The following is a 14,727-nucleotide window of genomic DNA, read 5'->3' on the forward strand; positions in this document are numbered from 1 at the left end:
GGCTCCCTCAGGCGACAGCGCCCTGCTATGGCGGTGGCGGCATTCCGTCAACCGGGGAAAGATCATCATAGCATGAGCGCGCCTCCGGTGCGGGGCCCCGTCGGGTCGGGATCGCCTCGATCCGGATGATCCGCACCCGCCCATGCAGTGGCATGCTCAGCACATTGCCGATCCGCACTATGGCATGCGCGCGATCTACGGCGCGCCCGTCGATCCGGACATGGCCGGATTGGGCAATCGCCTGAGCGACCGAGCGAGTGGCGGCCAGCCGGACGAACCACAAAAACTTATCGAGCCGCATCGCCTTGCCACAGCTCGGCCAGCGCTCCGAAGGCATTGCCCGGCCGCGGCCCGGCAACTTTGCGTGGAGGTTTCTTGCCCCTCCACACCCAGCCTTCGATTGCCGCACCCGGAGCCGATCGGAAGCCGAGTGCCAGCATCAGTTGCGCAAAACTGCCCCCGTGCAGGCCCAGCGAGGTCGCCAGCCCCGGATCTGGAGCGTAAGCCGTCCGGCCGTCGCGGCTGTCATGCGCGATTCGCGCCAGCCGTTCGACCAGATCGACGCGCAACATCTGCGCCCCCAGCGGGCGGTAGCCGGCGCGTGTCATCGCTTCGCAGGCGACAATGTCCATCGGCGTGGACATCGAAACCGCGCCCGGCACCGGCAGGTCGGGCATCGGCTGGTCCTCGGCGGCGGCGAATAGAGCGAGCCGCCAACGGGTGGGCTCTGGCTTGAGCAGAGTCGGCGCATAAACATCGAGCGTTCCGATCTTGACGTCGAGCCGGCCCGCCCGCGAACGTGCTTCGCGGTCGAGGCTGTCGATCGCCGAGGCAATCGTCCGACGCGGGATGATACCACCAGCCTCTGCCAGCGGTGACAGCACCGCGCGCAACCGTGCCGGACAGGCTGGGTCGCGGGCGGCGTCGAAATAGCGGGCAAGCGGTTGCAGCTCGCGCATGATTCGTCCTTCGAGCCACAGGGCCAGCCGCGCCTCGATAGCCGCGCGATCGGCGACCGCGAGCGTATCGAGCGCGCGATGCAGCCGGATCCGCGGTGTCAGCAGGGTCCGGCCTTTCTCGAGTCGGGCTACCACATCGCCCCGCCAGAAGATCGCCACCGGCCGCCCCGCATCGGTTGCCAGCGAAAAGGTCTTGTCTTCGTCTCCGGCCAAGGCACGCGCACGATTGCCGAGTTCGGTTCCGAGCCGGCGTTCGGCAGCCGCCATCAGCCGCTTCATGTCGCCGTGCCGGGCGAGATGATCCGCCTTGAAGCGGAAGCCGATCAGCCGGCCGATCGCCTCGCCGTCGACCGTGACCACGCCGTCCTCGGCGACCTTGACGGGCAGTATGTCGGCGCCGCGCGCGCCCAGATCGCGCATCAGCACGGAGGTCCGGCGATCGACGAACCGCTGTGTGAGGCGCTGGTGGAGCGCGTCGGAGAGCTTTTCCTCGAGTTCGCGAGTGCGCCCGGCCCATTTGTCTGCGTCGGGCAACCAGTCGGCACGATGCGCGATATAGGCCCAGGTACGGACCCCGGCGATGCGATCCGCGAGCGTTTCGACGTCGCCCTGCACACTGTCGAGCCGGGCCAGTTCGTCGGCGAACCAGCTCACGGGTAGATGGCCATTGCCCTCGCTCAGATGGCGGAATACCCGTGAGACGAGGCGACCATGGGGTTCTGGTCCGGTCTTGCGAAAGTCCGGCAGGCCGCAGGCGGCCCATAGCCGGCCGACCATCGCGGGCCCTTTCGTTCGTTCGCGCACCCATTCCTCGTCGGCCAGCCGCTTGAGCACCGCCAGGTCGATTGCCTGCGGCGCCGCACGCAGCACCTGCTTGTCGGGGCGCCTTTCGAGATCGGCGATCAGCTGGTCGACGCTGTTCAGCGACGGCGCACCCATCCGCCAGTAAAGATGGTCGATTGCCGTGAATTGATGCTGTTCGATCGCATCGATTTCCTCGTCCTCGAGCCGGGCACCATGGGTGCCCTCGAGCGAGAGCGTACCAAATGTGCCATCGCGCTGGTGTCGCCCCGCGCGCCCCGCGATCTGGGCCATCTCCGATATCGTCAGTCTGCGTGCCCGGCGCCCGTCGAACTTGCGCAGGGAGGCAAAAGCAACGTGCGATACATCCATGTTCAGCCCCATGCCGATCGCATCGGTGGCGACCAGATAGTCGACCTCGCCGGCCTGGAACATCGCCACCTGCGCATTGCGGGTGCGGGGGGAAAGCGCGCCCATTACCACCGCCGCGCCGCCGCGCATCCGGCGCAGCATCTCGGCCACCGCGTACACCTCCTCGGCCGAGAAGGCGACGATCGCCGATCGCGGCGGCAACCGGGATAACTTGGTGGCGCCGGCATAGCTCAGGGTGGAAAAGCGCGGGCGGCTGATGATCTCCGCCTCAGGCACCAATGCGCGCACCATCGGCCGCATCATGTCCGAACCCAGGATCATCGTTTCGTCGCGGCCGCGTGCACGCAGTAGCCGATCGGTGAAGACATGGCCGCGCTCGGGATCGCTGCCGATCTGGGCCTCGTCGAGCGCCACGAAACCGAATTCGCGATCGAGCGGCATCGATTCGGCCGTGCACAGGAACCAGCGCGCCTTGGGTGGCAGGATCTTTTCCTCGCCGGTGATCAGGGCCACCGAATCCTTCCCCTTGATCGCAACCACCCGGTCATAGACTTCGCGGGCCAGCAGCCGCAGCGGGAAGCCGATCATGCCGCTCGAATGGCCGCACATCCGCTCGATCGCGAGATGCGTCTTGCCGGTGTTGGTCGGGCCCAGCACGGCGACGACCGGCTGTGCTTCAAAGCGTGACATGACCGCAAGATTGGCAGGGCTGCCGCCGAACGCAAGCGCCATCATTCGCGATTCGGTTCATGGGCCAAAAAGACTCGGTTCGTCGCATATCGCGGGCGCCAAAGTGGGCATTAGTTTGACATTAACTATCATGAAGCACAGTCTTTTAGCCGGCAGCGCCGAAAGTTGCGTGAAGGCAATCACATAGGCTGTGCATAGAGGGGCGTGGGGGCTTGTTCGACAAGAACCAGCAGGATTTCGGTGGTGAAACCTATGGTCAGGGCGGTGGCGCGGCTGCGTTGGCGCTGACGGGTGCCAACCGGTTCCGCCCGCTCGGGCGATTAACACAAAGTGAGTGGGTTGGCCGCGCGGGCGATCGCCTGGCTGCGACCGATCTTGTTGTCGATCTCGGCGCGCGGATCGGGTCGCGCGAATGGTTCCGCGGGCTGGCGACGTGCACGACCTTGTGCGTTGGCGCCGCGATGTTAGCGCCAGGCTTCAGGCCGATGCGCATCGCGTTCGAGCCGCCGCTCGGTCAGGCGCAGTGGGAGGAATCCCGCGCGCTCGCTATCTCACCCTTGGGTTACGGTGCGGACACCGGTCGTCGCCTGGCCGCCAGCGATCTCGTCGAGCCGCTGGCAGAAACGCCGGAGCGGCCGCGCATCGAATTGGCGGCGACGATCGGGCAAGGCGATGGCTTTGCCCGCGTGCTCGAGCGCGCAGGGGTGTCGCGCGACGAATCGAGCGAGATTTCATCGATGGTCGGCAAGGTCGTGCCGCTCGGCGATTTGAAGGCGGGTACCCGCATGGATCTGGTGCTTGGCCGACGCGATCACAAGACCGATCCGCGGCCGGTCGAGACTGTGGGCTTCCGGGCGGCGTTCGACCTCAAGCTCGCAGTCGAACGGGTCGGCGATGCGCTGCGGCTGAAACGGATTCCGATTGCCGTCGATAATACGCCGCTGCGGATTCAGGGCCGGGTTGGCGGCAACCTCCTCCAGTCGGTGCGCGCTGCTGGCCTGCCGGGCGATGCGCTGCAGGCGTTCCTGAAGGCGATCTCGCAGAAATTGTCGCTGCGCCAGATCGGTGCCAACGCGCGGTTCGATGCCATCATCGCCCGCCGCCGCGCCGAAACCGGCGAGGTCGAGATGGGCAGCCTGATGTTCGCCGGGATCACCCAGGGCGGTCAGAAGACCCAGATGCTCAAGTGGACCACCGACGGTCGTGATCAATGGTATGAGGCGTCGGGCGTCGGCGAAACCCGCGGCGTGATGCGCCAGCCGGTACTCGGCCATTTGACGAGTACGTTTGGCATGCGCTTCCATCCGATCCTCGGCTTTTCGCGCATGCATCAGGGCATGGATTTCGGCGCCCCTGTTGGATCGCCCATTGTCGCCGCGACGGATGGTGTCGTGATGTTCGCGGGTTGGCATGGTGGCCATGGCAATTATGTGCGGCTGAACCATGTCGGGGGTATCGCCACCGGTTACGCCCATATGAGTCGGATCGTCGCCAGGCCCGGCGAGCATGTCCGGCAGGGGCAACTGATCGGCTATGTCGGTTCGACCGGCCTGTCGACCGGCCCGCACCTCCATTATGAGGTGTTCCGCAACGGTCAGGCGATCAACCCGACGTCGATGAAATTCACCACGGTGCAGCAACTTGCGGGCGGTGAATTGTCCCGATTCCGTGCGAAGCTGAACGGGCTGCTTGCGGTGCGCGTGGCCTCAGGCGGATCGGAAAAGACCGATGCAAAAAGCGCCGAGGCGAAGGCCAGGGACAAAAGGGGCTGATTGGCACCGATCCGAAATTGGCATTCCTGCGCGCGCCGGCGTTGATGAGGCCGGGAAGAAGCTAAACACCTACCGTCATCGGTACCCGGCAATGAACCGGGCTCTGGCCACGGGAAAAGCGGCCATGCACCAGTTCATATGCCTGTTCGATGTTGCGGGTGCATAGTTCGCTGTCGAACAGGGAGGTTGTAGCCTTGTTTTCCAAGAGCTTGCGATTGATTGCAGCAAGCTTGGCCGGGTTCGTTGCCAGTTCGAGCGCCAGATTCTCATAATCCTCAGCACTATTCGTAATGAGCTCTGGCAACCCGATCGCTGACAGCAGGCTGGCGGCAACCCGGGCTGCAAAGCCGTCACCGACCTTGGTGATCAACGGAAGGCCCGCCCAAAGCGCATCGCTGGCCGTTGTATGCGCGTTGCAGTTGAACGTATCCAGGAACAGGTCGGCGCAGGCATGTCGCGCCAGATGGTCCGGTGCCGGCGCCCGATCGGCGAAAACCACGCGGTTGGGGTCGACGCCTCTGGCAGAAGCTTGGTTGCGCAAATTCGCCTCTGCCCACGGGTTGTCCCTGAGCAGCCATAGCACGCTTCCGTCGACATTCCGGAGCAACCGCATCCACAGCTCGAATTGATCGGGCCGGATTTTGAAATTATTGTTAAGGCAGCAGAATACAAAACCGTCTTCTGGTAAGCCTAACGCGCTGCGTTCGGGGATGTTGGTTGAGATAAGACGTGAATCGTCGTTGATCTGATATGATCCCGGCAGCGATATCACCTTTTCCGAATAGAAATGCCGCTTTTCATCGGGAATGATGATATCATCTGCCATGATATAATCGATGAAATCGACGCCCATCGATCCTGGATAGCCAAGGTAATTGATCTGAACAGGGGCCGCCCGATGGGCGAAGATCCCCGATCGGGCGTCCTGCGTATACCCTTTGAGATCGACGGCGATATCTATCCCTGCGCTGCTGGACAGATCGGCAATGTCCTTGTCGCTGAGGTCGCGAACGTCGTGAAACGCGCTCACCGCGTTTCGAAGGCGTTGGCGCATGCCATCCTGCCGGTCCGGCCCATAAGAGAAAGCGTGCACCTCGAACCTGTTCTTGTCATGCGTTTCGAACAGTTTCGCCATCAGGTACATCGTGGCGTGATCGTGAAAGTCCGCCGAAAAATAGCCGATGCGGATGGGCTCAGTAGCGGGAGCCGCCTTGAAGCCCCTGTGTTGAGTGCGCGGGTATTTCGCCCGCGCCCAGATTTTCGATCGCATAAGATGATTAGCCGCATCGTCTTCGAGCGCCAGTGCGCCGAAGGGAGATGTCGCGCCGTCACCGATGCCGGGGGGTGGCGGGTCGAAAGCGGTGGTTCCCTCATTCCACTGACACATCAACGCGCGCTGAAAGAGCAGCCGCCCTTGTGCTTCGACAAAGCCCGCATTCAGGCGGACGGCTTCGGCATAGCTCTGCGCGGCCTCGTCGAGCCGCTTCAGTTCCGCCAGGACATTACCGCGATTGAAAAAGGCCTCTGCATGCGCGGGCCGTAACCGGATCGCCGCTTCATAGCTGTCGAGAGCCTCCATCGGCCGCCGCAGCTCCTGGAGGGCATTGCCGCGGTTGGAATATGCGTCGGCATGGTCGGGCTTGAGTTGGATCGCCAGGTCATAGCTTTCCACCGCCCGTTCCAGCTGTTTCATATCGCGGAGCACATTCGCGCGATTATAATAGCCTGCGGCAAAACCAGGCCTTAGCCGGATTGCTATGTCATAGCTGGCGACGGCCTCATCAAGACGGCCCAGTTCCTTCAGCACGACCCCGCGATTGGCGTGCGCGTCGGCCAGATCGGGCTGGCGTTGGATGGCCTTTTCACAGCTTTCCAGCGCATCGTTGAACCGGCCCAATTCCCGCAGGGCGGCCGCGCGATTGGAATAGGCCTCCGCATAATCGGGGTTGAGTGCAATGGCCTTGTCATATTCGGCGATCGCTTCGGCGAATTCGCCCGCGCCGGCATTCGCCGCTCCCGCGAAATTATAGAGCACTTCCGAAAAAGGCTGGAGCCTCACGAGGTTGGTGATGCGAGCGACGGCCTCTCTAAACCTGCCTTCTCCATAATAGGCTTGGGCCAGCTGAATATCGCGGCCGAATTCGTCGGACAGGGCAGCCTCCATGATCAGGATGGCCTGAATTTGATGATGAATATGTGTCCGACCAACCGCTGCTTGTGAGGCATCTTCTCACCCCGATGAATGAAAGCCCGAATGCTTCATGGGGTTTCTCAAACTTTGCCTAAGAACGCGTTAACCATATTCGCCAAAAGGTTTTGGTGGGGATGAAGTATTGGGATCCCGCGGGCATTCGCCTATCTATCGCCGAAAGCCCGCCAGATATTCCTCGATCCGATCGGGATCGAATACCCGCCCGTCGAAAAATCGATCGGCGCCCAGCGTCAGCGTACCGCGATCGGAGCCAACGCCGATCGGGGCGCCGAGCGAGCCTTCCAGCTTCATGCTCGCCCCGGGCATCGGCGTTTCGCTGCCCGCGAGTGCGCGACGATAAATGTCGGATCGGAAGACATGCGCCGCACGGGCTTCGGCATCCGCCGACGCCGCGACGAAGCCCCAGCGGACGAATTGCGAATAGATCCACAGGCCCTGGCTCCGCCACGGGAAGTTAGCCGCATCGCCGTGGAAGAGGAAGAAGTCGGGAATCTCGACCGGCTGTTCTTCGCGGCGCAGCCAGATGCGGCCGCTAAGGCCGCGTTCGATCAGGTCGGCGCGCGCAGCGACATAGCCGGGCTGCGCGAGCAAGGCCGCCAGATCGTGGCGGTTCTCGGGCCGGTCGCACCATTTTGCCGCGCGATCGAGCGCGCGCAGCAGCGGGTCAACGGCTTGCGGGTTCGCTTCCATCCACGGCTCGCGCATCGCCAGGACCTTTTCGACCCCGCGCTGCCAGATGCTCGCGCCGACGGCCGCGATCTCGCCAAGACCGTCGTCGACGGCGATGCTGTTCCACGGCTCACCGACGGTGAATCCGTCGACCTCGCCGGCCCGAAGTGCCTCGACCATCAGCGACGGTGGCAGCACGCGCAATGTCAGGTCGCGATCGGGATCGACCCCGGCCGAGGCCAGCCAGTATCGCAGCATCAGCGCATGGCTGGAAAATCGATGAACGATGCCCAGGATCGGCTTGCGCCGGTGCAGCCCGATCGCGCCTGCGAAATCATGCGCGGTCGCTTCCGGATCGTTGACCCGGTTGATCGATACCGGATCGAGCGCGGCGGCGAATTCGGCCGACAATGTCATCGCATTGCCGTTGAGGCCGAGCTTGAACGGCGCGGCGATCGGCGCCGGCTGTTGGCTGAGGCCCAGTGTAACGGCGATCGCCAGCGGCGCGAGCAGGTGCGCTGCCTGCACCTGACCATAAACCAGCCGGTCGCGCGCGGTGGCCCAGGAGGTGCAGCGGACCAGCGACAGATCGATGCCCTCGGCCTCGGCAAAGCCGCGCTCCTTGGCCGCGACCAGCACCGCCGCGTCGGTTAGTGGCACGAAGGCTATGGAGATCGGGATCATGTCGCATCTCCCAGCAAATCTGCGGCGGTGATCAGGGCCTGGGCAATGTCGGCAATCTTGCGCCCTTGATTCATCGCGCTCTTGCGCATCAGGGTATAAGCGTCGGTTTCGGAAAGGTTGCGGCTCTTCATCAGATAGGCCTTCGCGCGATCGATCAGCTTGCGTTCGACGAGCGCACTCTTCGCTTCGTCGAGTTCGTGGCGGAGTGCGGCAAAGGCGTTGAAGCGGCGGATCGCGAGATCGAGGATCGGCTTGACCCGTTCCTTGGAGAAGCCATCGACGACATAGGCGCCGACCCCGGCATCGATCGCACCGCCGATCATATCCTCGTCCGAAGCGTCGACGAACATCGCGATCGGCCGCGCCAATGCGCGGCTGACCGCGAGCATCTCCTCGAATGTGTCGCGGCTGGGCGTGCCCAGATCCATGATCACGATGTCGGGGCCGAGCGCCTCCAGCCGCGCGACGAAACCGCCGCGCGGCGGCACGACCGTGATGTCGTCGAAGCCTGCCTCGCGCAGGCCTTCTTCCAGCACCACCGCCCGCAATCCGCTCTCATCGACAATCGCAATCCGCACAGGGGTCCTTCATATTGCAGGGGACCCTCGTTGCCTGTTCGGCAGGATGGAGACAAGTGGGTTGATGGTCGGCGCTGCTATGCAGCAAACATCGCCTTATGCTCCTCGCGCAGGCGCTGCTTCTGCACTTTGGCCATCGTATTGCGGGGCAGTTCATCGACGAAGATCACGCGTCGTGGCTGCTTGAAGCGCGCCAGCCGGCCGTCCAGTGCCGCGATGATCGCTTCGCCATCGATGTTGGTCCCCGGCGCACGCACGACGACGGCGACGACCGCCTCGCCGAGATCGGGATGCGGCACCCCGATCACCGCGGATTCGGCGACGCCGTCGATCGCATCGATCTCGCTTTCGATTTCGATCGGATAGATGTTGTAACCGCCCGAGATCACCAGGTCCTTTCCCCGGCCGACGATCGAGACATAGCCATCGGCATCGATGATGCCGAGATCGCCGGTGATGAAGAAGCCGTCGCTGCGGAATTCCGCAGCGGTCTTTTCGGGCATGCGCCAATAGCCGGTAAAGACGTTCGGCCCCTTCACCTCGATCATGCCAATCGTTCCGTCGGGGCACGGTGCTCCGCCGTCCGGATCGCAGATCCGCGCCTGTATCCCGGGCAATGGAAAGCCGACCGTCCCTGGTCGGCGTTCGCCGTCATAGGGATTGGACGTGTTCATGTTGGTCTCGGTCATGCCATAACGTTCGAGGATCGCATGGCCGGTCATCGCCAAGAACTGGCGGTGGGTTTCGGCAAGTAACGGCGCGGAGCCAGAGACGAACAGGCGGATATGCGCCGCTGCCTCGCGCGTCAGGCGCGGATCTCCGACCATGCGGGTGTAGAATGTGGGTACGCCCATCATTGTTGTCGCTTGAGGCAACAGCCGGAAGACGTCATCGGCGTCGAAGCGCGGCAGGAAGATCATTGATGATCCGGCGACCAATGTGGTGTTGATCGCGACGAACAGGCCGTGGCTGTGGAAAACCGGCAGCGCATGCAGAAGCACGTCCTGCGCGGTAAAGCGCCAGTAATCGCGCAGCGTTCGTGCATTCGATGCCAGATTTTCGTGGGTCAGCATCGCGCCTTTCGATCGGCCGGTCGTCCCCGATGTGTAGAGAATGGCGGCGAGATCATCGGGCCCACGCGCGACATCGGTGAAATCCGGCGCCAGGCCGCCCGCGCGGGCGGAAAGTGTGCCCAGGCCGTCGCTGTCGAGCGTCATCGGCGCGGGCAGGCCGAGCTTGTCCGCCAGTGCCTTCACGCCGGCTTCCCTTTCGGGGCCGCAGACGATCATCGCCGGTTCGGCATCGCCGAGGAAATATTCAAGCTCGGTCAGCGTATAGGCCGTGTTGAGCGGCAGGAGTGCGGCGCCGGCGCGAACGCAGGCGAGGTATAGCAGGATCATCTCCACGCTTTTTTCGACCTGCACGGCCACGCGATCGCCCGGCGCGACGCCCTGCGCGATCAGGAGATTCGCGATTCGCCCGCTCTGATCGGCGGCGTCGGCATAGGAAATGATCCGCTCGCCTGCCGTGATGAAGGGCGTCGCCGCGCGTTCGCGTAAAGCGGGAAAATGGCGCATCAGATGATTGGTCATATCAATGCTCGGTGATGGTGACAGGGTGATCGGGTCGGCAGCGGTTCCGGATCGCTTATACCAGAAGGAGCTTGGCGCCGGCGATCGCCAGAATGATGGCCAGTGCAGTGCGCACCGTTCTTTCCGAAAGGATGCCCGTCAGCCGCGATCCGATGATGATACCGGGGATCGATCCGACGAGCAAAGATCCCAACAGCTTCACGTCGACGCTGCCGACGATAAGATAGCCGATCCCGCCGACCAGGGTCAGCGGTACGGCGTGCATGATATCGGTGCCGACAAGGCGCTTGGCAGTCAGCCGGAGCGGGTACAGCATCACGAGCAGGGTGGCGCCGAGCGCGCCCGCGCCGACCGAGGTGAGCGTTACCAATGTTCCCAGCGTCGCACCGGCCAGCACGGTCAGGGCGGGTTGCCACCGGATGAAGCGGCGCGCGCGCGCATCATCGTCGGTGCGGACCATCAGTTTGACGAGCTGGTTGCGAAATAGCGTCGCCGCGGACGTGATGATCAGCATCGTGCCGAGTGCGTCGACGATGATACCGCCTTTCACCTGATGGGCGCCGCGTTCGAACAGGAAATAAAGCGTGGCGATCGCAGCTGGAATGCTGCCGACCATCAGCCAGCGCACGATGGCCAGATCGGCGCCCTTCTGCTTGTGGTGGACGATGCTGCCCGCCGTTTTCGTGATTGCGGCAAAAAACAGATCTGTGCCGACGGCCGTTGCCGGTGCCACACCGAAGAGCAGGATGAGGATCGGGGACATCAGCGATCCGCCGCCGACACCCGTGACTCCCACTACGGTGCCTACGAGCAGTCCCGCCAGGGCATTGAGCCAGTCCATCCCATCCCCTTGTCGATCAGTCGTCCCCGGGCCCTTTAGCGGGCAGACGCCGCAAGTGTTGAAAAAAATGCAGCCCTTGTCGATTTCGGTGGGACGATGGCAGGCTAGATCTCCAATATTATCAGCAAATCCTTCGCGTCGATGGTCTGGCCGATGCTCACGGCAAGCTCGGCGATGCGGCCGGCGCGTGGCGCGAGGATTGATGTTTCCATCTTCATCGCCTCCAGAGTCAGCAGCAGATCGCCCTCCTTGACCTGCTGGCCTGCCGTGACCGGCAAAGTGGCAACGATACCGGGCATCGGGGCGGCGATATGGCTGTCATTGCCGGGATCGGCGATCCGCCGCACCGCCCGGCCGACAGCGGCGCGGCGATCGGCGATCGTCACGATACGCGGCTGCCCGTTCAGTTCGAAAAATAGCCGGACACTGCCATCCTCCTCGACATCGCCTATCGCCTGCAGGCTGACGACCAGCGCCTTGCCCCGATCGATTTCGACACTGATCTCATCGCCGGGTGCCATGCCGTAAAAATATGTGGGCGTAGGCAGTGCACCGACCGGCCCATATTGCCGGCGCGCCTCGGCAAAGGCGGTGAACACCTTCGGATACATCAGATAGCTTGCGAATTCGCTCTCGCTGAGCGGCCGCCCGCATTGCGCCTCGGCTGCCGCGCGGGTGGCGGCCAGGTCGGTCGGCGGGAGCAGGCTGGCGGGGCGCGCCGTGATCGGTTGTTCATCGCCGAGCACCCGTTTCTGGATCGCCTTGGGCCATCCGCCCGGCGGCTGCCCCAGATCGCCGCGCAGCATTTCGACGACCGACGCGGGGAAGGCGACATCGCGTTCCGGGTTCGTCAGATCTTCGGGCTTCAGATCCTGCGCGACCATCATCAGTGCCATATCGCCGACGACTTTCGACGATGGCGTGACCTTGACGATATCGCCGAACAGCAGATTGGCCTGGGCATAAGCCGCAGCGACCTCGTGCCAGCGATTTTCGAGGCCGAGCCCGCGTGCCTGCTCGCGCAGATTGGTGAACTGGCCGCCCGGCATTTCGTGGAGATAGACTTCGGACGCGCCCGATTTCAGATCGCTTTCGAACGCGACATATTGGCCGCGCACGCCTTCCCAATAGAAGCTGAGTGCGCGGATCGTCTTACCGTCGAGGCCGCTGTCACGATCTGTGTGGCGCAGGGCCTCGACGATCGAGCCGAGGCAAGGCTGCGACGTCGTGCCCGACATCGAATCGATCGCTGCATCGACCGCGTCGACCCCGGCGTCGATCGCCGCCAGCACCGTCGCGGCCGCCGCGCCCGATGTGTCGTGCGTGTGCAGATGGATCGGCAGGTCGGTCGCATCGCGCAGCGCCGCGATCAGCGCGCGCGCCGCCGGCGGCTTGAGCAGGCCTGCCATGTCCTTGATCGCCAATATGTGGCAGCCGGCCGCTTCGAGCTGCTTCGCGAGATCGACATAATAAGCCAGGCTATACTTGGCCCGCGCCGGATCGAGGATGTCGCCGGTGTAGCAAAGCGCGCCCTCGGCGATCTTCCCGCTTTCCACCACCGCGTCGATCGCCACCCGCATATTCTCGACCCAGTTGAGGCAATCGAAGATGCGGAAGATGTCGATGCCTTTTGCGGCCTCGCCGATGAACTGCTGGACGACATTGTCGGGATAGTTGGTGTAGCCGACGCCGTTCGCCCCGCGCAGCAGCATCTGCGTCATAAGGTTGGGTGCGCGCGTACGGATCGCCTCGAGCCGCTCCCACGGATCCTCCTGCAGGAAGCGCATCGATACGTCGAAGGTCGCCCCGCCCCAGCATTCGAGGCTGAACAGCTGCGGCAGCCCGCGCGCATAAGCTTCGGCGACGGCGATCATATCGGCCGATCGCATCCGGGTTGCGAGCAGCGACTGGTGTGCATCGCGCATTGTCGTGTCGGTGATCAGTGCCTGGGTCTGCGCCCGCATCCAGCGTGCGACGCCTGCGGGCCCTTCTTTATCGAGCAACTGGCGCGATCCCGGCTGGATGTCGGCCGTGATCACAGGCGCCTTCGGCACGCGCGCCGATGCCGCCGGGCGCGGCCTGCCCGAAACGTCGGGATGGCCGTTGACAGTCACGTCGGCGATATAGCGCAGCAGCCGGGTCGCGCGATCCTGGCGCTTCGCAGGCGCCAGCAGCGAGGGCGTGTCGTCGATGAACTTGGTCGTATAGCGATTGGCGACGAAATCGGGATGCGTCAGCACATTCTCGACGAAGTTGAGGTTGGTCGCCACGCCCCGGATCCGGTACTCGCGCAGCGCGCGCACCATCCGCGCCACTACTTCGGGCGCGTTCGGCGCCCAGGCGGTGACCTTTTCCAGCAGCGGATCATAATGCCGGGTAACGATCGCCCCCGCATAGGCTGTGCCGCCATCGACGCGGATGCCGTAGCCGAACGCACCGCGATAGGCGGTGATGCGGCCATAATCGGGGATGAAGCTGTTTTCGGGATCTTCGGTGGTGATCCGGCATTGCAGCGCGTGGCCGTTGAGCGCGATCTGCGCCTGCGGCGGCACACCGGTCTCCTCGATAACGCCGAGATGGCCGCCCTCGGCGATCCTGATCTGCGCTTTCACGATGTCGATCCCGGTCACCATTTCGGTGACGGTATGTTCGACCTGGACGCGCGGATTGACCTCGATGAAATAATAAGAGCCGCTGCTCTCATCCATCAGGAACTCGACCGTGCCCGCGCCATAATAGCCGGTGACATGGCCGATCCGGATCGCCGACTCGCACAAGGCTGTCCGCGTCGCTTCATCGAGATAGGGCGCCGGCGCGCGTTCGATCACCTTTTGGTTGCGCCGCTGGATCGAACAGTCGCGCTCGAACAGATGGAACAGATTGCCGTAGATGTCGCCCAGCAGCTGTACCTCGACATGGCGCGCGCGGCGGATCAGTTTTTCGAGATAGACCTCGTCGCGCCCGAACGCCGCCTTCGCCTCGCGCTTGCCCGATCGCACCGCTTCCAGCAGCCCGGCTTCGCCCTCGATCGGCCGCATGCCGCGCCCGCCGCCGCCCCAGCTCGCCTTGAGCATCAGCGGATAGCCGATGTCCGCCGCAATCTTCACGATCTCGCCCTCGTCGTCGGGCAGGGGCTCGCTCGCCGGGATCACCGGCACCTTGGCCGCGACAGCAATGTGCCGCGCCGAAACCTTGTCGCCCAGCCGCCGCATCGTATCGGGGGACGGGCCGATGAAGATGATCCCGGCATCGGCGCAGGCCTGCGCGAAATCGGGGTTTTCGGAGAGGAATCCGTAGCCCGGATGGATCGCGTCGACTTTGGCCTTCACCGCGATATCGATGATCCGCTGCCCATCGAGATAAGCGGCGATCGGGCCGATGCCGTCACCCAGATGATATGCCTCATCCGCCTTGAACCGATGCAGCGAAAGCTTGTCTTCTTCCGCATAGATGGCGACGGTGGTGATGCCGAGTTCGGTCGCCGCACGGAACACGCGGATCGCGATCTCCGATCGGTTGGCGACGAGCAGGCGCTTTATCTGTCGAGCGGCCAAGAT

Annotated in this window: 9 protein-coding genes; 1 reads left to right on the forward strand and 8 read right to left on the reverse strand. The window is 63.8% G+C overall.

Features of this window, described 5'->3' with window-relative positions; genetic code table 11:
- Window positions 1-25: 25 nt before the first annotated feature.
- Together BLS13_RS00245 and BLS13_RS00250 are read right to left on the reverse strand one after the other, a co-directional pair.
- Window positions 26-301, reverse strand: coding sequence for an RNA-binding S4 domain-containing protein (locus BLS13_RS00245; RefSeq protein ID WP_093448738.1), 276 nt, complete (start codon window positions 299-301; stop codon window positions 26-28).
- Complete coding sequence (locus BLS13_RS00250; protein ID WP_093449468.1) at window positions 288-2,822, reverse strand: helicase-related protein; 2,535 nt, start codon at window positions 2,820-2,822, stop codon at window positions 288-290. Before BLS13_RS00250 ends, BLS13_RS00245 begins: the two co-directional genes overlap by 14 nt.
- A 212-nt stretch (window positions 2,823-3,034) precedes the next feature.
- On the opposite strand from BLS13_RS00250, the gene BLS13_RS00255 reads away from it, so the two are divergent.
- Entirely contained in the window at window positions 3,035-4,594 is a 1,560-nt protein-coding gene (locus tag BLS13_RS00255) for a M23 family metallopeptidase (RefSeq protein WP_093448740.1), read from the forward strand.
- Between the two features lie 61 nt (window positions 4,595-4,655).
- Here the strand turns inward: BLS13_RS00255 and BLS13_RS00260 are convergent, their stop codons facing one another.
- The 6 genes from BLS13_RS00260 to BLS13_RS00285 form a co-directional block, all read right to left on the reverse strand.
- Window positions 4,656-6,758, reverse strand: a complete 2,103-nt coding sequence (locus BLS13_RS00260; protein ID WP_093448742.1) for an O-linked N-acetylglucosamine transferase, SPINDLY family protein — start codon at window positions 6,756-6,758, stop codon at window positions 4,656-4,658.
- 195 nt (window positions 6,759-6,953) lie between these two features.
- Window positions 6,954-8,159 carry a CmpA/NrtA family ABC transporter substrate-binding protein gene (locus BLS13_RS00265; protein ID WP_093448745.1) on the reverse strand — a complete coding sequence of 402 codons (1,206 nt, stop codon included), beginning with the start codon at window positions 8,157-8,159 and terminating at the stop codon, window positions 6,954-6,956.
- The gene (locus BLS13_RS00270; protein WP_093448746.1) at window positions 8,156-8,737 is read right to left on the reverse strand and encodes an ANTAR domain-containing response regulator; all 582 of its coding nucleotides are present in this window, start codon (window positions 8,735-8,737) and stop codon (window positions 8,156-8,158) included. The genes BLS13_RS00265 and BLS13_RS00270 overlap by 4 nt, the downstream gene beginning before the upstream one ends.
- 77 nt (window positions 8,738-8,814) lie before the next feature.
- Window positions 8,815-10,329 (reverse strand): malonate--CoA ligase, encoded by a 1,515-nt coding sequence (locus BLS13_RS00275; RefSeq protein ID WP_093448749.1) that lies wholly within the window; start codon window positions 10,327-10,329, stop codon window positions 8,815-8,817.
- Window positions 10,330-10,384: 55 nt separating this feature from the next.
- The gene (locus BLS13_RS00280; RefSeq protein WP_093448752.1) at window positions 10,385-11,170 is read right to left on the reverse strand and encodes a sulfite exporter TauE/SafE family protein; all 786 of its coding nucleotides are present in this window, start codon (window positions 11,168-11,170) and stop codon (window positions 10,385-10,387) included.
- A gap of 104 nt (window positions 11,171-11,274) precedes the next feature.
- A complete protein-coding gene (locus tag BLS13_RS00285; RefSeq protein WP_093448754.1) occupies window positions 11,275-14,724 on the reverse strand; it encodes a pyruvate carboxylase in 3,450 nt (1,149 codons plus the stop codon).
- Window positions 14,725-14,727 lie beyond the last annotated feature (3 nt).

The organism is Sphingomonas sp. YR710 (assembly GCF_900101455.1).
GTDB lineage: Bacteria > Pseudomonadota > Alphaproteobacteria > Sphingomonadales > Sphingomonadaceae > Rhizorhabdus.